The organism is Actinomadura citrea (assembly GCF_013409045.1).
In the GTDB taxonomy this organism is placed as follows: domain Bacteria; phylum Actinomycetota; class Actinomycetes; order Streptosporangiales; family Streptosporangiaceae; genus Spirillospora; species Spirillospora citrea.
Genome location: NZ_JACCBT010000001.1, coordinates 1166471 through 1181286, shown reverse-complemented (window position 1 = coordinate 1181286; position 14816 = coordinate 1166471). Strand labels below are relative to the sequence as shown.

Sequence of the window (14816 nt, the reverse complement as noted above, 5' to 3'; positions counted from 1 at the left end):
CGGCTATCCCCCGCCGCAGTCCTTGCAGCGCCCGTAGACGGTCAGGTGGTGGACGTCGGTCTCGAAGCCGAAGTCGCGCGCCAGGACGTCGGCGAGGCCGGCCGCCGCGCGCGGGTCGACGTCCTCCACGGTGTGGCAGCCCCGGCAGACGAGGTGGATGTGCTCGGCCTCGGCGGCGAGGTGGTAGTTCGGCGGGCCGTGCCCGAGGTGGGCGTGCTTGACGAGCCCGAGCTCCTCCAGGAGTTCGAGCGTCCGGTACACGGTGGAGATGTTCACGCCGCGGGCGGTGCGCTGCACCTCGGTGCAGATCTCCTCGGGGGTCGCGTGCTCCAGGTTGGTGACGGCTTCGAGCACCAACTGGCGTTGCGGGGTCACCCGGTACCCCTTCGCCCGCAGCTCCTCCTGCCACGACTCGACCATGCACCGAGTCTAGATCCCGGACGGCGGCTCCGGTCCCGGCGTCCGGTTTCAGCCCTCGGAAAACTCGCTTGCCCCGCCGCGCGGGCGTCGCATACGTTCGGGATACGCGCGAAAGGAGGTGGTCCTAACCAATGGTTTCTTGTAGGACTCGCGAGGTGACTGTCCGCTAGTCGCCGTACCGCCTCGGAGCCTCCGCCCTCTGGGCGGGGTAGCCGGTCGCGACGGTGACCGGCGAATACCAGGCAGTTACCCGGTCCCCGGACCGATGGACCCGTCCTGTCCGTCGCCCCGCCACCCGGCGGGAAGGTCCGGGGATCGTTCATGTCCGGGGGCGGTCACCTCCGGGGCTCGCCGCCCCCGGCGCTCAGGACACCTTCTTCAGCTGGGCCGACAGGTGCGACTGGAGCTCGTGCCCCATCGCCGCCATGTCGTACGCCCAGCCGAGATCCTCGCCGATCAGCCCGTAGAGGCGGTGGCCGCCGGTGACCTCCTTGGCCGACTCCGTCCGCGCGACGACGTCCGTGTGCAACTCCACCCGGTTGAAGGCCACGTTCCCCACGTAGATCTCGATGATCCCCGTCGGGTGGGCCAGCGTCACCTCCACCTGGTGGTCGGGCCGCGGCCGCCAGTACCCGGTCTCCATGCCCAGCGGACGCCCGAGCGTGCCGTCCTCCTCGATCTTCCAGGTCCGGCTCGCGTAGATCAGGAAGGGCTTCCCGACGTGCGTGAACGAGATCTCCTGGCCGAAGTTGAACGACTCGATCGTGGGATAGCCGCCCACGCCGGCGCCTTCCCAGGTGCCGAGCAGGAACTTCAGCGGCTCAAGGTCCGGGTGCAGCTCAACGTCCATGGGCACCGAGCGTAGCGGCGTCCGCGGTCGTCCGCGTCCCCGTGCGCCGTCGTCGCCGTCGTCGCCGTCGTCGCCGTCGCCGTCGTCGCCGTCGCCGTCGACCACTTCTACTTCGACTGACGCGCCCGGCCTACCTGAGCCGGCTCAACTTGATCACGAGGAGGACGGCGGCGACCGCCATCAGCCCCAGCACGACGACGAGGATCCCCGCGTTCACCAACCCGACCACAACGCAGGATGCTACGCGGAACGCCGGACTAGAGTGGCTTCATGGCAAGACCACTGGTCATCAAGGTGACGGCCGGCGCGGACGCCCCCGAGCGCTGCAACCAGGCGTTCACGGTCGCGGCGGCCGCCGCGGCGAGCGGGGTCGGGGTCTCCCTGTGGCTGACCGGGGAGTCGGCATGGTTCGCGCTGCCGGGACGGGCCGCCGAGTTCTCACTGCCCCACGCCACTTCCCTGGACGACCTTCTGGGCGTCATCCTCGCCGCGGGCCGCGTCACGCTCTGCACCCAGTGCGCCGCCCGCCGCGGGATCGGCCCGGACGACGTCCTGCCGGGCATCCGCATCGCCGGCGCCCCGACCTTCGTCGAAGAGATCACCCTCCCGGACGTCCAGGCCCTCGTGTACTGACACGAGGAGGACGTCCGGGCTCGGTCGCCCCGGACCGCCCGCCCGGGGGCGGGACGACCGTGCGCTCCGAAGGCCAAGCGCGCACCCCGCGACGGCGGAGCCGGCGAGGCCGAGCATGAGGTCGCCGATGGTGTCGCGGTAGATCGTGACGGTCTCGGGGGTGTCGAGGATGAAGACGCCGTACTCGAAGAACTCCCACAGGATGGCCGCGGCGGCGCCCAGGCCGGTGCACGTCAGGGCCAGCGTCCAGGACCTGAGGCCCGCCCAGCGGCGCAGGGCGACGCCCGCGGCGGCGCTCAGCAGGGCCCAGTTCCCGAAGTGGCAGGCGTCGTCGAATCCGCCGATCGTGTCGTAGAGGTCGGCGGCGTTCCCGGCGACGTCCACCACGAAGGGGGCGGTGACGAGGAGGTCGACGTCCCAGGGGAAGGGCCGTCCCCGGCCGCGCAGCGCCCAGACGAGCGTGATGATCATGACGGCGGCGGGGTAGGCGGCCACCCGCACGCCCATCGCCTTGTCCGCGAACCGGTCCCATTCGGGGAAGGCGACGGCGAGCGCCAGCAGCGCGGCGAGGGCGGCCTTGGCCGCGAGGGCGGGCGGGCGCCAGCGGGAGGTGTCCATGACCGAAGCATGGCCGCCCACCCGATCCGGCGGCATCGGCGCGGGTACTCAGGCCCGCCTGAGTGCTTTCGCCCTGCTCCGGGAGCCGGGTCTCGCGGCGGTGCGGGCGGCCGTGGCGGTAGAACGGCCGGAGAACGGAAATAGGGACTGCCGACGTGCCCGCGAGACTGGAGCCGCCGGATGGACGCCGTACCCGCATGGGCGTGGGGCGCGACGATCGCACTGATCATCGCGCTCTTCGTGTTCGACCTGCTGGTCGCCGTCCGGCGGCCGCACGCGGTGCACATCCGGGAGGCGACGTTCTGGTCGGTCTTCTACATCGCCGTCGCGGTCCTGTTCGGCGGCGCGGTGTGGATCCTCGCCGGGTCGACGGCGGGCACCGAGTACTTCTCCGGCTGGATCGTGGAGAAGAGCCTGTCGGTCGACAACCTCTTCGTCTTCGTGATCATCATGGCCAGGTTCTCGGTGCCCGCCGAGTACCAGCAGAAGACGCTGCTGTTCGGCATCGGCGCGGCGCTGATCCTGCGGGCCGTCCTGATCGCGATCGGCGCCGCCGCGATCAACCTGTTCTCCTTCACGTTCCTGATCTTCGGGCTGATCCTGATCTGGACGGCGGTCCAGCTCATCCGGCACCGCAACGAGGAACCCGACGTGGAGGACACGTTCCTCGTCCGCCGGGCCCGCAAGATCCTGCCGGTGAGCCAGGACTTCCACGGCGGGCGGATGCTCGCCCACGAGGACGGCCGGCGCGTGATGACGCCGCTGCTGCTGGTCTTCGTCGCCATCGGCAGCACGGACGTGCTGTTCGCGCTGGACTCCATCCCGGCCGTGTTCGGCGTGACCGACGACCCGTTCATCGTCTTCACCGCCAACGCGTTCGCCCTGCTGGGGCTGCGCGCCCTCTACTTCCTGATCGAGGGCCTGCTCGAACGCCTCGTCTACCTGTCGATCGGCCTGTCGGTCATCCTCGCGTTCATCGGCGTCAAGCTGATCCTGGAGTTCCTGCACCAGGACGTCTCCACGTCCGTCCCCGAGATCCCGACGCCCCTCTCCCTCGGCGTGATCCTGGTGATCCTGCTGTTCACTACGGGCGCCAGCCTGGTCCGCGTCCACCACCACCCGGAGGAGAAGGCCAAGCCCGGTTCCCTGCGCAAGCGCCGCGAGAAGAAGCCTCGCGAGGAGGAACCGGCCGCCCGCTGACCGAGGCTCAGCCCATGCTCTTGGCCCCGTCCAGCGACTCCCGGATGATGTCGGCGTGGCCCGCGTGCTGGGCCGTCTCGGCCGTGATGTGCAGGAGCACCCGGCGGATCGACCAGTGCGTCTCGGTGTTCCATGGGGCTTTGGGCAGCTCGTGCCGGACGTCCAGGTCGGGCAGGGTCGGGACCAGTTCGTCGGTCCGCCGGGCCACTTCGGCGTAGGCGTCCAGAACTCCGGCCAGCGTCTCGCCGGGGAGCATGGTGAACTCGTCCGCGCGGCGCTTCCAGTCCTCCTCGGTCATCTGGGAGAAGTCGCCCATCGCGGCGGCGCCTTCGAGGATGAAGTCCACCCAGCCCCGCTCGCAGGACGTGACGTGCTTGACGAGACCCCCGAGGCACAGCTCGCTCGCCGTGGTCCGCCGCCCCGCCTGCTCGTCGGTGAGGTCCCGCGTGGTGAACCGCAGGAAGTGCCGCGCCTTGGCGAGCTCCGCCAGCAGATCCGCCCGCTCCCCGGTGACGTTCTGCGCAGTGTCAACGTTCATGGTTCCCGCCTTCGATCGTGTCGTTCACCTGCAGGACCACAGTAGGAACCAAGGCGGTCAGATCCTGGCCTTGATCGCCGATCCGGAGAGCTTCTTCCGTCCACCTCATCGACGGCTGCCCCTTCAGGGCCGCTCTCGCGATGACCGGCTCACGGAGAACGCCCTTTGACCTGCCTTGACCGGTCTGGACGATCTCCCATAACGATGTCCGCAGGAGACGTGTTCGAGGGTGTTTCCGCCGGACGCCGGTGAGAGATTGGGCGGGACGGCACCGGGTTCACGCAGGCGCGGACGGGCTCGCGCCGGACCGGGCGCCCAGGGGGGAGCAGCACGATGAGAGTCATGCTGAGAGCGGTGATGGACACCCAGGTCTCGAACGGCGCGATCAAGACCGGCAGGCTGTCGGAGATCGTGAATTCACTGGTGGACCGGCTCGATCCCGAGGCGGCGTACTTCGGCCCGGGCGACGGCGAGCGTTGCTGCGTCCTCGTCTTCGATCTGGACGACACCGCGACGATTCCCACCATCGCCGAGCCGCTCTTCCAGGAGCTGGGCGCGAAGATCGAGATCACCCCGGTGATGAACCGGGAGGACCTGCAGAAGGGCCTCGCCGCGTTGTAGTGGCGCGGAGCGACACCACCGCCGTCTCCCCGCACCGGGAGCCGTGCTCAGCCGAGGACGAAGGGGACCCTCGCGGCGAGGTCGCCCAGTTCGGCCTGCTCCGCGCCGGTCGGCGCGCGGCGTCCGGTGCCGACCAGCAGCGCGTCCCGATCGGAGAACGAGGCGGGGAAGGGGCTCCCGGCGATCCTTTCCAGCAACGCGCGGGCGGCCGCGAGGGACTCGGCGGGCGGCTCCGGCCCCTCCGGCAGGTGCGCGATCAGGTCGAGGTGGTGCAGCGTCCACTCGATCACGTACGCGGCCAGGTAGTCGCCGACCGTCAGGACCTCGTCCTGGGTGCCGACGCGGGCGGCGGGGTCGGCGAGCCGCGCGGCGCGTCCCGCGGCCGAGCCGACGTCGTCGAGGTGGAAGGTGAGCAGCCGCGGCTCCTCGTAGGCGGCGGCCAGCCGCGGGATGAGCGCGTCGAGGGGGTCGTCGCCGGTCGGGGGGTCGACGAGCTTCCAGTAGGTGGCCGCGTCCACGGTCGGTTCGCCGTCGGCGGGGGTGACCAGGGTGATCAGGACGTCCTGGGCGTCGATGACCAGGTGGCACACCAGGTCCCGCACGAGCCAGCCGGCGCAGCCGGACGGGCGCGCGAAGTCCTCGTCCGGGAGGTCGGCGACCGCCGCGAGCAGGGCCGTCCACGAGCGTGAGAAGTGATCCACTTTCGGCACGGTACTGCCGCCCCGGAACGGCGGACAAGCGAATTCGGCCGCTCTAGACGGCGGTCGCCGGGGCGGCCGTCCGGGCCTCCAGGGCGCGCACGACCGCGGCCATGTCGGCCTCGCCGTGCCCGAGCGCGACGGTCTCGCCGTAGAGGGCGTGGCACACGTCCAGCAGGGGCGAGGCGAGCCGCGCGACGCGGGCGGCCTCCGCGATGAGGCGGTTGTTGTCCAGGACGTTGACGATGGACGCCTGCACGGCGAAGTCGCGGTCGAGCAGTTTGCGGGCCTTGGCGCGCGACACGGTGCTGGCCATCGGTCCGGCGTCGAGCACCTCCAGCAACCGCCGTCCGTCCAGGCCGTGCCGCTCGGCGAAGTGGAACGCCTCCGCCAGCCCGGTGACCATGGTGATCAGGTACAGGTTGACGGCCAGCTTCATCTGGAGGGCCTGCGGCACCGGCCCGCAGACGAACACCTCGCCGCACAGGGGGGCGATCAGGGAGCGGACGGCGTCCACGGCCGCGGGCTCCCCGGCCAGCATCGCTATGAGCTCACCCGACTCCGCCGGGCCCCGCGAACCGGACACGGGCGCCTCGACGTACCGTCCGCCGGCGGCCTGGATGTCGGCTTCGAGACCGCGCGAGTACTCCGGTGACGTCGTCCCCATGTGGACGACGATCCGTCCTCGCACGTTCGCCGCGAAGCCGGGCGTGCCGCGTCCCAGGGTGGAATCGATGGCGGGACCGTCGGCCAGCATGAGGAACACCACGCGCGTGCGGCGGAGGACGTCGGCGGGGTCGGCCGCCACCGTCGCGCCCGCCGCGCGCAGCGGCTCGACTTTGGCGGCGGTCCGGTTCCAGACGACGAGGCCGGTCCCCGCACGGACGAGGTTGAGCGCCATGGGCCGCCCCATGACACCGAGGCCGAGGAAACCGACGTCGCTGTCCACCATCGCCTCCGCACCTTGCGAGTTATGACAGTGGTCATGATAATGACCCAGCTAGATACGGCAATAGCCAGTGAAATTTTCCTCGATGGAGGCGATCTTGGCGACCGGTGAACGGGGCCCGCGGGAGCGGATGGTCTTCAGCGCGGCGCAGCTCATCCGCCGCGACGGCGTCACCGCGACCGGCCTGCGCGAGGTCGCCGACCACGCCGGGGCGCCGCGCGGCTCGCTCCAGCACTACTTCCCCGGCGGCAAGGAGCAGCTGGTCAACGAGGCGGTCGAGTGGGCCGGACGCTATGCGAGCGACCGCATCGCCCGTTTCACGGCCGCCATGGCGCGCCCCACGCCGGGCCGGCTCTTCGCGGCGATGGTCCGCCAGTGGACCGAGGAGTTCGAGGCGACGGGGTTCGACCGCGGCTGCCCCGTCGCCGCCGCCACCGTCGACTGCGCGGACTCCGTGGCGTCCACCCGGACCGCCGCGGCGGCCGCGTTCGCCGCCTGGCGGCAGCCGATCACCCGCGAGCTGACCGCCATGGGCGTCCCGCCCCGCAAGGCGACCGCCCTGGCGACCCTGATGGTCAGCTCCCTGGAAGGCGCCATCCTCCTCGCCAGAGCCGAACAGAGCGTCCGCCCCCTGCGCACCGTGGCCCGGGAGCTGACCCCCTACCTGGACTCCCACGCCCCCGAGAACCCCACCTGACCCTGGTCTCAGTGCGTCATGACGCCGGGGAGGCGGGTCTGGAAGTCGATGACGCCGACCCAGGCGGGCCGCAGGGCGATGCGGGCCATGCGGGTCTCGGGGTGGTCGGCGCCGGCGACGTAGCCCGCGCCGCCTTCCTCGCCCAGGAAGCGGCGGGCCGACCGGGCCTGCTCGGGCACCATGCCGTCCACCTCGGTGATCGAGACGCGGCCACGCAGGAGCAGGACCTCCGGGGGCTGCGCGTCGGTGTCGATGGTGACGGCGACGTCGGGACGCTCCCGGAGAGCGCGGATGCGGGCGGCGGGGCGCAGGATGCCCATCGGCGGGCAGTGGACGTAGGTCGCCATCACCAGCTCCTCGCCGGTCCAGGTGAACCAGGACGACATGACGCGGGGCGTCCCGTCGACGGCCGTGTAGGCGAGGCGGGCCGGGATCGTGGAGTGGAGCAGGCGCTTCGCGACGTCGGTTTCGAGCAGGCGCACGTCGCCCTGGGGCAGGTCCATGGTCATCTCCTTCATAGCGTTCGGAGGGGATGACCGGGGACGGCCGGAGAACTCATCGCTCCATGACGAGATTCATCGTCGGATAGTCGGTGTAGCCCGTCGCGGTGCCCGTGTACATGAGGTGCTGGTCCTGGACGGGGTTGAGGGGCGCGCCGAGGCGGAGGCGTTCGACGAGGTCGGGGTTCGCCAGGAAGGGGCGCCCGAGGGCGATGAGGTCGGCGCCCGCGGCGACGAGGCGGTCGGACTCCCGGGAGACGTGCTCGGTGGTGACGTCGGGCAGCATCGGGTTGGCGATCAGCGTTCCGGGCCAGATGCGGCGGACGGTGTGGAAGAGGACGCTGTCCGGGTCGGCGTAGACCACGTGCAGGTAGGCCGGGGAGATCTCCGCCAGGGCCCGGACGAGGGCCGGGTAGACCTCGTCCATGTCGTCCTCGTGCATGGCGTTGGCGGTGACTCCCGGCGAGATCCGCACGCCGACGCGCTCCGGGCCGATGGCGTCGGCGACGGCGCGGGTCACCTCGGCCGTGAACCGGATGCGCGCCTCGGCGGGGCCGCCGTAGGCGTCGGTGCGGCGGTTGGTGGCGCGGGACAGGAACTGGTGCAGCAGGTAGCCGTTCGCGGAGTGCACCTCCACCCCGGCGAAGCCCGCGTCGACGGCGTTGCGGGCGGCGGCCGCGAAGTCGGCGACGGTGGAGCGGACGTCGTCGGCGGTCATCTCCCGGGGGACGACGGCGGGCCGCGCTCCGGACGGGGTGTGGACCGTGTCCGGGAGCGGGACCGGGGACGGCGCCACCGGGTGCAGGCCGCTGTTGTCGGGGTGCCCGACCCGTCCGCCGTGCTGGAGCTGGAGGAACATCCGGCCGCCCGCGTCGTGGACGGCGCCGGTGACGCGCCGCCATCCGGCGACGTGGGCGGGGGCGTGGATCGCGGGGATGTTCGGGTACGTCTGGCCGACCGCGTTGGGGGTGGCGGCCTCGGCGATGATCAGACCGGCGGTGGCGCGCTGGGCGTAGTAGGTCGCCATCAGGTCGGTCGCGACGCCCGAGGCGTCCGCGCGGTTGCGGGTCATCGGCGCCATGACCAGGCGGTTCGGGAGGACGAGTCCGCCGAGGCGGGCCGGTTCGAGAAGTGCGGTCTCCATGGGCTTCGTCCTTTCAGCGGTGTGCGGGAAATCCGTGGGTCCGGGCGGCGAGGACGACCGCGAGGACCGGGGCGAGGAGCGCGAGGGTGCTCCAGGCGAGCGAGGCGGAGCCGGACAGGTGCAGCAGGACGCCTCCGGCGATCCCGCCGCCGGCCATGGCGACGTTCCAGAGGGTGACGAGCATGGCCTGCGCCGCGTCGGCCGCGTCGCCGCCCGCGTCCCCGGCGGCGGTCTGGAGCAGGGTGGGCGCGCCGCCCCAGCCGAGGCCCCACAGCACCACGGCCGCGTAGACGAGGGCGGGGGCGTCCGACCAGAACGCCAGGACGGCGGCGGCGGCGGCGACCAGCAGCGTCCCGGCGATCATGAGGGCGCGCAGGCGGCGGTGGATGTGCGCGCCGACCACCCAGATGCCGGCCAGGGACGCGGCCCCGAAGGCCAGCAGGACGAGGTCGGTGGACGAGCCCATGCCGAGCCCGTCGAGGATGGCGGAGATGTAGGTGTAGAGGATCGTGTGGGCGAGGACGAAGACGAGCGTCACGAACAGCACGGCCGCCACCCCGGGGACGCGCAGGACGCTCTGGCCGCCCGTCCGCTCCCCCGCCGGGCGGCCGGGGAAGTCCGGGACGGACACGGTGATCCAGCCGAGCAGGACGACGGTCAGGCCGGTCATGGTCAGGAACGCCGCCTGCCAGCCCAGCGCCGCGCCGAGGAACGTCCCGGCGGGGACGCCCAGGGAGAGCGCGACCGGGATCCCGGCCATGGCGACGGCGATGGCACGTCCCTCCAGGTGGGCGGGCACCAGGCGGCGGGCGTATCCGGCCAGCAGCGCCCAGGCGAGGCCGGCCGCGACCCCGGCCGCGAACCGGGCCACCATGGTCAGCGCGTAGTGGGTCGACAGCGCCGTGACGGTGTTGGCGACGGCGAACCCCGCGACGGTCGTCAGCAGGAGGCGGCGGCGCCGCCATGCGGCGGTGGCCGCGGTCAGCGGGACGGCGGTCAGCGCCGTTCCGATCGCGTAGATCGTCACGGTCTGCCCGGTCGCGGACTCGCTCGCGTGCAGGCTCGCGCTCATCGCGGGCAGCAGCCCGGCGGGCAGCGTCTCGGTCAGGCTCGTGATGAAGACCGCCGTCGCCAGCGCCAGCAGCGCCGGCAGGGGCAGCCCCCCGTCGGACCTCTCGTCCGGCGCGGTCGTTCTCTCGGCGGTTCGCATGCTGCGACTGTGCCCGGCGGCGCTTCGGGTGCGCTGATGGTCCGCTGACGGCCGGCGGGCCGCCGCCGAGTACCGTGCTGGCATGCGGTTTGGCGTGCTCGGTCCGCTCATGGTGCGGGATGGCGAGGGGGCACCCGTCCGGATTCCGGAGGCGAAGGTCCGGGCGCTGCTCGCCGATCTGCTGGTCCACGAGGGCCGGCCCGTCTCGGCCGACCGTCTCGTCCACGACCTGTGGGGCGACGACCTGCCCGGCAACCCGGCGAACGCGCTCCAGGCCAAGGTCTCCCAGCTGCGCCGCGCGCTCGGCCGCGACCGCGTGGTCCGCGAGGCGAACGGTTACCGGCTCCGCCTCGACGGGCCCGGCGACGAGGTGGACGCCGACCGGTTCCGCGCGCTGGCGGCACGGGCCCGCACGCTGGACGATCCGCGGGAGCGCGCCGAACTGCTGACCGAGGCGCTGGACCTGTGGCGCGGCGCGGCGTTCGCCGACTTCACCGACGAGGACTTCGCGCGCGCGGCGGCGGCCCGCCTGGCCGACGAGCGCCTGGCCGTGCTGGAGGAGCAGGCCGAGGCCCGGCTCGACGCGGGCGGGCACCTCCTGCTCGCCGGGGAGCTCACCGGTCTGGTGGCCCGCCACCCGCTGCGGGAGCGGTTGCGGGCCGTGCAGATGCGTGCGCTGTACCGGGCGGGGCGGCAGGGCGAGGCGCTCGCCGTCTACACCGAGGTGCGGAAGTCGCTCGCGGACGAGCTCGGCCTCGACCCGAGCCCCGAACTGGCCGCGCTGCACGAGGCGATCCTGCGGCAGGACGCGTCGCTCGCCGCCCCGCCGGAACCGGAGTCGCGTCCCCACCTGCCCGTCCCCCTCACCGAACTGATCGGCCGGGACCGCTGCCTGGACGACGTCGGGCGGCTCGTCGGCGCGGCGCGCCTGGTGACGCTGACCGGCCCGGGCGGCGTCGGCAAGACGCGGCTCGCGCTCGAGGCGGCCGCGCGGCTCGCCGGGGACGCCTTCCCGGACGGCGTCTGGCTCGTCGAGCTGGCGGGCCAGCGCGGGGACGCCGCCGGACTGGCGCAGGAGATCTCGGCCGTGCTCGGGCTCCGCGACGACGTCCCGCCCGGCGTCCCCGCGGCCGGGACGTCCGGCCGCGGCGGCGGGAGCGCGGAACGGCTGGCGGCGGCGCTGCGCGGCAGGCGGCTGCTGCTCGTCCTCGACAACTGCGAGCAGGTGGTCGACCCGGCCGCCGAACTGGTGGAGCTGCTGCTGCGCGGCGCGGCGGGCCTGCGGATCCTCGCCACCGGCCGCGAGCCGCTCGGGCTGACGGGCGAGACGGTGTACCTGGTCGAGCCGCTCCAGGAGGACGACGCCGTCCGGCTGTTCGCCGACCGCGCCGCCGCGTCCGCCCCCGGCTTCTCCCTGGACGCCGACCGGGCGGCGGTCGCGGAGATCTGCCGGCGCCTCGACGGCATCCCGCTCGCCCTGGAACTGGCGGCGACCCGCGTCCGGGCCCTCGGCGTGCGGGAACTGGCGCAACGCCTCACCGACCGGTTCGGCGTCCTCACCACCGGGCCGCGCGGCGCACCGGCGCGGCAGCGGACGCTGCGGGCGATGATCGACTGGAGCTGGGAGCTGCTCGGGCCGTCCGAGCGCGCCGTGCTGCGCCGGCTCGCCGTGCACGTGGACGGCTGCGCCCTGGACGCGGCGGAGGCCGTCTGCGCGGGCGGCGACGTCCGCGGCGGGGACGTCCTCGACCTGCTCACCCGGCTGGTCGACCGGTCCCTGGTCGTGGTGGTGGACGGGCCGCGCGGTCCCCGCTACCGCCTCCTGGAGTCCGTGGCCGCGTACGCGACGGAGCGCCTGCGCGAGGCGGGCGACCTCCACGGCGCCCGCGACCGCCATCTGCGCCACTACCTCGACCTGTCCGAACGCGCCGAACCCCACCTGCGCGGACCGGAGCAGCAGGTCTGGCTCGACCGCCTCGACGCCGACTCGGCGAACCTGCGCGCCGCGCTGGAGGAGGCGCTGCGTCGTCCCGGTGCGGTGGAGGCGGTTCGTCTCGGCACGGCGCTGTGCTGGTGGTGGCTGCTGCGGGGCCGCCTGCACGAGGCCCACCGCACGCTGTCGGCGGTCCTGGACGCGGCGCCGGAGGCGGCCGAGTTGCGCCTGTTGCGGGCCGCGTTCGCGCTGCTGACCGGGGATCGGACGGCCCTGGGCGCCGAGGGCGAGGACGACATTCCGGACCCCGTGCGTCGCGGCCGCGCCCGCTGGCTCTACGCGCACGGGCTGTACCACGCCGGGGATCCGGACGCGAGCGAGCGGGCCAACGAGCACGCGCTGCGCCTGTTCCAGGAGTCCGGGGACCGCTGGGGCACCGCCGCCGCCCTCGGCCTGCGCGCGACGCTGGCGCTCGTCCGGGGCCGCCTCGACGTGATCGCGGACGCGGGAGAGCGCGCCGCCGCCCTGTTCACCGGGCTGGGCGACCGCTGGGGACGCCTGCAGACCGTGTCGCCGCTCGCGATGCTCGCCGAGATCAACGGCGACTACGCGGCTGCGGAGCGGCTCCAGCGCGAGGGGCTGCGGATCGCCGAGGAGCTGGATCTGCGCGCGGAGGTGTCCGCGCGGCTGTCGGGCCTCGGCCGCCTGGCGCTGCTCGCGCGCGACTGGGACCGGGGCCGCGACCTGCACGAACGGGCGCGGGTGATGGCCGTCGAGCAGGGCTACCGGTTCAGCGAGACGCACGCGCTGATGGGCCTCGCGCTCGGGGCGCGCCGCTCGGGCGATCTCGGCGCGGCGCGGGAGATCCTGCACCGCATCCGGGACGAGTACGACTCCTCCGAGATCGGGGAGCATCTGCTGCACGCGGAGCTCGGCTTCACCGCCGAACTGCGCGGGGACGCCGCGGAGTCCCTCGCGCACCACACCCGCGGCCTGGAGATCGCCCGGTCGATCGGCGAGCCGCGCGCGCTGGCCCTGTCGCTGGAGGGGCTTGCGGGCGCGGCGGCGCTCGCCGGGGACGCCGTGCGCGCCGCCGAACTGCTCGGCGCGGCGGACGCGGCCCGCCGGAGCGTGGACGCCCCGCTCCCGCCCGCCGAACGCGGCGACGTCGACCGCGTCACGTCCGCCGCCGGCGCCGTCCTGGGCGGGCGGGCCTTCGCCGAAGCGTTCCGCCGGGGCGCCGGAACGGTCAGCTGAGGCCCGAAAGGTCGCGGCTCACGACCGTGTTGCGGTCGGTGGGGCGGTTGCCGAGGGAGAGCTGGGGCCACTGCCCGGACAGTTCCTGGCGGCTCCGCTCGCTCCAGGCGCGGGCGTCGTCACTTCGGGTCTTGTAGAAGTTGAGCGCGTACCCGCCGGTGTGGACGCGCAGGAGCGTGAACCCGCCCGGGTATTCCTTGACCGCCCCGACCTCCTGCTGGACGACCCGGGGCGCGAGCGGGAAAACGGAGCGCTGGTTGCGGTGCGTGTGGCCCGCGTGGTGGAGGAACACGCCGGGCGTCCGGTGATAGGCCGTGAGGATTCGCAGGGACTGGCCCGCGTCGAGGGAATGGGCCCCGGTAATGGCGAGCGGGTCGTTCTCGGTGAAGAGCGGGTGGTGGCCGAAGACGAGGGTGGGACGCTCCGGGTCCTTGTTCAACTCCGCTTCGAACCAGGCATGCTGCTCCGCCGAGAGCCCGCCGGAGTCTCCGCCGTCACCGGGCTTGTCGTAGGTGTCGAGCCCGATGACGCGCAGGCCGCGCAGGTCGTGGGAGAAGTACGTCTGGCCGGACGTTGAGAAGGCGTCCTTGAAGCAGTCGTTCCCCTGGTGCTCCCCTGGACCGCACCCGTCGTACGGCGCCCCGGAGTGCGCCCGGTCGTGGTTGCCGCGGGCTATCAGGTAGTCGTCCCCCAGGGTCCCGAAGGTGTCGAGGATGCTCTTGGCGCTCGCGAGATCGGCGGGGGCCGCCTCACTCGACACGTCTCCGGCGGCGAGGAGGTGGTGCGCGCCTCTGGCCCGCGCGTCGGCGATCAGAGCCTTCGCCATCACCTCGGGATAGGGCGGGTGGCCGGGCACCTGCTCGACGCCTTTGATCCAGGGAAGCTGACCGACCAGCCCGGCCACGGTCTCACCCAGGTGGAGGTCGTTGCAAAGGGCGACGGAGAAAAGGTGGCGGCCCGGAGGGGGCTGCGGGGTCGTGAAAGCGAAGAGGTCCCCATAGGGAGTGCCTGCCGCTTGGCCTGCGGCCAGCCACGTGGGCGCGGCGTCCCGTCCTCTGGAGCGGGCCCTGTAGTAGTAGGTGCGCCCAGGCTCCAGGCCGGTCAGTTCCACGTAGTGGTACGGGGTGCCGGACGCGCCATGGGCGACGCTGGTGAGGCGGGACGGGTGCGTCCCGTAGAGGACCTCGGCGTCGGACGGCGCGGGCTGCATCCGCCCCAGGCCGTCGTCCGTCCCGGGGACGCCCGTGTACCAGGTGAGGACGGCCGTGGCCTCGGTGACGGTGACCAGTTCGAGGTTCACCGGCCGGACGTCGTCCGAAGCGCGCGCGGACGAGGCCTCGACGGCGGGCAGGAGCGAGGCGCCCGCGACGACGGCACTCCAGCGCAGGAGCGCCCGGCGGGAGGGCCGGCAGCAGATCACGATCGCTACGGTGGCAGCAGGAAGCCCGCCGCACCAGGCCCAAACGGGCAACGGCCGAGGAACCCGGCCGCCGGGCGGCGAGACATCCGAAGCGGCCGGGTTCCGTCAGCTCACGACGGAGTCAGCTC

14 protein-coding genes and 1 pseudogene are annotated in these 14816 nt (G+C 73.1%); 5 read left to right on the top strand and 10 right to left on the bottom strand.

Annotated elements, in window-relative coordinates:
- Positions 1-3 precede the first annotated feature (3 nt).
- Together BJ999_RS05750 and BJ999_RS05745 are read right to left on the bottom strand one after the other, a co-directional pair.
- Positions 4-420 carry a Fur family transcriptional regulator gene (locus BJ999_RS05750; RefSeq protein WP_179832316.1) on the bottom strand — a complete coding sequence of 139 codons (417 nt, stop codon included), beginning with the start codon at positions 418-420 and terminating at the stop codon, positions 4-6.
- Between the two features lie 364 nt (positions 421-784).
- Positions 785-1270: a heme-binding beta-barrel domain-containing protein gene (locus BJ999_RS05745; RefSeq protein WP_179832315.1), complete on the bottom strand. Its 486-nt coding sequence runs from the start codon at positions 1268-1270 to the stop codon at positions 785-787.
- A gap of 270 nt (positions 1271-1540) precedes the next feature.
- On the opposite strand from BJ999_RS05745, the gene BJ999_RS05740 reads away from it, so the two are divergent.
- Positions 1541-1903, top strand: a complete 363-nt coding sequence (locus BJ999_RS05740) for a DsrE family protein (RefSeq protein ID WP_179832314.1) — start codon at positions 1541-1543, stop codon at positions 1901-1903.
- Between the two features lie 87 nt (positions 1904-1990).
- On the opposite strand, the pseudogene BJ999_RS44165 reads toward BJ999_RS05740, so the two are convergent.
- A pseudogene (locus BJ999_RS44165) lies at positions 1991-2521 on the bottom strand (DUF2238 domain-containing protein); the annotation flags it as partial.
- Positions 2522-2701: 180 nt separating this feature from the next.
- Between BJ999_RS44165 and BJ999_RS05735 the strand changes: the two are divergent.
- Positions 2702-3721 carry a TerC family protein gene (locus BJ999_RS05735; protein WP_179832313.1) on the top strand — a complete coding sequence of 340 codons (1020 nt, stop codon included), beginning with the start codon at positions 2702-2704 and terminating at the stop codon, positions 3719-3721.
- A gap of 7 nt (positions 3722-3728) precedes the next feature.
- Here BJ999_RS05735 and BJ999_RS05730 read toward each other — a convergent pair whose 3' ends face one another.
- Positions 3729-4259: a DinB family protein gene (locus BJ999_RS05730; RefSeq protein ID WP_179832312.1), complete on the bottom strand. Its 531-nt coding sequence runs from the start codon at positions 4257-4259 to the stop codon at positions 3729-3731.
- A 342-nt stretch (positions 4260-4601) separates the two neighbouring features.
- Here BJ999_RS05730 and BJ999_RS05725 point away from each other — a divergent pair, with 342 nt between their 5' ends.
- Positions 4602-4880, top strand: coding sequence for a DUF3303 family protein (locus BJ999_RS05725; protein WP_218934956.1), 279 nt, complete (start codon positions 4602-4604; stop codon positions 4878-4880).
- A gap of 47 nt (positions 4881-4927) precedes the next feature.
- On the opposite strand, the gene BJ999_RS05720 is transcribed toward BJ999_RS05725, so the two are convergent.
- Complete coding sequence (locus BJ999_RS05720; RefSeq protein WP_179832311.1) at positions 4928-5581, bottom strand: maleylpyruvate isomerase N-terminal domain-containing protein; 654 nt, start codon at positions 5579-5581, stop codon at positions 4928-4930.
- 52 nt (positions 5582-5633) lie between these two features.
- The gene (locus BJ999_RS05715; RefSeq protein WP_179832310.1) at positions 5634-6530 is read right to left on the bottom strand and encodes an NAD(P)-dependent oxidoreductase; all 897 of its coding nucleotides are present in this window, start codon (positions 6528-6530) and stop codon (positions 5634-5636) included.
- Positions 6531-6612: 82 nt separating this feature from the next.
- On the opposite strand from BJ999_RS05715, the gene BJ999_RS05710 reads away from it, so the two are divergent.
- Complete coding sequence (locus tag BJ999_RS05710) at positions 6613-7224, top strand: TetR/AcrR family transcriptional regulator (RefSeq protein ID WP_218934955.1); 612 nt, start codon at positions 6613-6615, stop codon at positions 7222-7224.
- A gap of 8 nt (positions 7225-7232) precedes the next feature.
- On the opposite strand, the gene BJ999_RS05705 is transcribed toward BJ999_RS05710, so the two are convergent.
- The 3 genes from BJ999_RS05705 to BJ999_RS05695 are packed head-to-tail and all read right to left on the bottom strand — an operon-like array spanning position 7233 to position 10078.
- The gene (locus BJ999_RS05705) at positions 7233-7727 is read right to left on the bottom strand and encodes a pyridoxamine 5'-phosphate oxidase family protein (RefSeq protein WP_229810221.1); all 495 of its coding nucleotides are present in this window, start codon (positions 7725-7727) and stop codon (positions 7233-7235) included.
- Between the two features lie 52 nt (positions 7728-7779).
- On the bottom strand, positions 7780-8868 hold the full coding sequence (locus BJ999_RS05700) for an alkene reductase (RefSeq protein WP_179832308.1): 1089 nt from the start codon (positions 8866-8868) through the stop codon (positions 7780-7782).
- A gap of 13 nt (positions 8869-8881) precedes the next feature.
- Positions 8882-10078: an MFS transporter gene (locus BJ999_RS05695; protein WP_179832307.1), complete on the bottom strand. Its 1197-nt coding sequence runs from the start codon at positions 10076-10078 to the stop codon at positions 8882-8884.
- 82 nt (positions 10079-10160) lie between these two features.
- On the opposite strand from BJ999_RS05695, the gene BJ999_RS05690 reads away from it, so the two are divergent.
- Positions 10161-13268 carry an AfsR/SARP family transcriptional regulator gene (locus BJ999_RS05690; RefSeq protein WP_179832306.1) on the top strand — a complete coding sequence of 1036 codons (3108 nt, stop codon included), beginning with the start codon at positions 10161-10163 and terminating at the stop codon, positions 13266-13268.
- Here the strand turns inward: BJ999_RS05690 and BJ999_RS05685 are convergent.
- Positions 13261-14688, bottom strand: a complete 1428-nt coding sequence (locus tag BJ999_RS05685; protein ID WP_179832305.1) for a purple acid phosphatase family protein — start codon at positions 14686-14688, stop codon at positions 13261-13263. The genes BJ999_RS05690 and BJ999_RS05685 overlap by 8 nt on opposite strands.
- Between the last annotated feature and the right edge of the window lie 128 nt (positions 14689-14816).

Excerpts from the sequence above, each read along its gene's own strand:
- BJ999_RS05750 (WP_179832316.1), bottom strand. The coding sequence starts at position 420 with ATGGTCGAGTCGTGGCAGGAGGAGCTGCGGGCGAAGGGGTACCGGGTG.
- BJ999_RS05745 (WP_179832315.1), bottom strand. The coding sequence starts at position 1,270 with ATGGACGTTGAGCTGCACCCGGACCTTGAGCCGCTGAAGTTCCTGCTC.
- BJ999_RS05740 (WP_179832314.1), top strand. The coding sequence starts at position 1,541 with ATGGCAAGACCACTGGTCATCAAGGTGACGGCCGGCGCGGACGCCCCC.
- BJ999_RS05735 (WP_179832313.1), top strand. The coding sequence starts at position 2,702 with ATGGACGCCGTACCCGCATGGGCGTGGGGCGCGACGATCGCACTGATC.
- BJ999_RS05730 (WP_179832312.1), bottom strand. The coding sequence starts at position 4,259 with ATGAACGTTGACACTGCGCAGAACGTCACCGGGGAGCGGGCGGATCTG.
- BJ999_RS05725 (WP_218934956.1), top strand. The coding sequence starts at position 4,602 with ATGCTGAGAGCGGTGATGGACACCCAGGTCTCGAACGGCGCGATCAAG.
- BJ999_RS05715 (WP_179832310.1), bottom strand. The coding sequence starts at position 6,530 with ATGGTGGACAGCGACGTCGGTTTCCTCGGCCTCGGTGTCATGGGGCGG.
- BJ999_RS05710 (WP_218934955.1), top strand. The coding sequence starts at position 6,613 with ATGGAGGCGATCTTGGCGACCGGTGAACGGGGCCCGCGGGAGCGGATG.
- BJ999_RS05705 (WP_229810221.1), bottom strand. The coding sequence starts at position 7,727 with ATGGACCTGCCCCAGGGCGACGTGCGCCTGCTCGAAACCGACGTCGCG.
- BJ999_RS05700 (WP_179832308.1), bottom strand. The coding sequence starts at position 8,868 with ATGGAGACCGCACTTCTCGAACCGGCCCGCCTCGGCGGACTCGTCCTC.
- BJ999_RS05695 (WP_179832307.1), bottom strand. The coding sequence starts at position 10,078 with ATGCGAACCGCCGAGAGAACGACCGCGCCGGACGAGAGGTCCGACGGG.
- BJ999_RS05690 (WP_179832306.1), top strand. The coding sequence starts at position 10,161 with ATGCGGTTTGGCGTGCTCGGTCCGCTCATGGTGCGGGATGGCGAGGGG.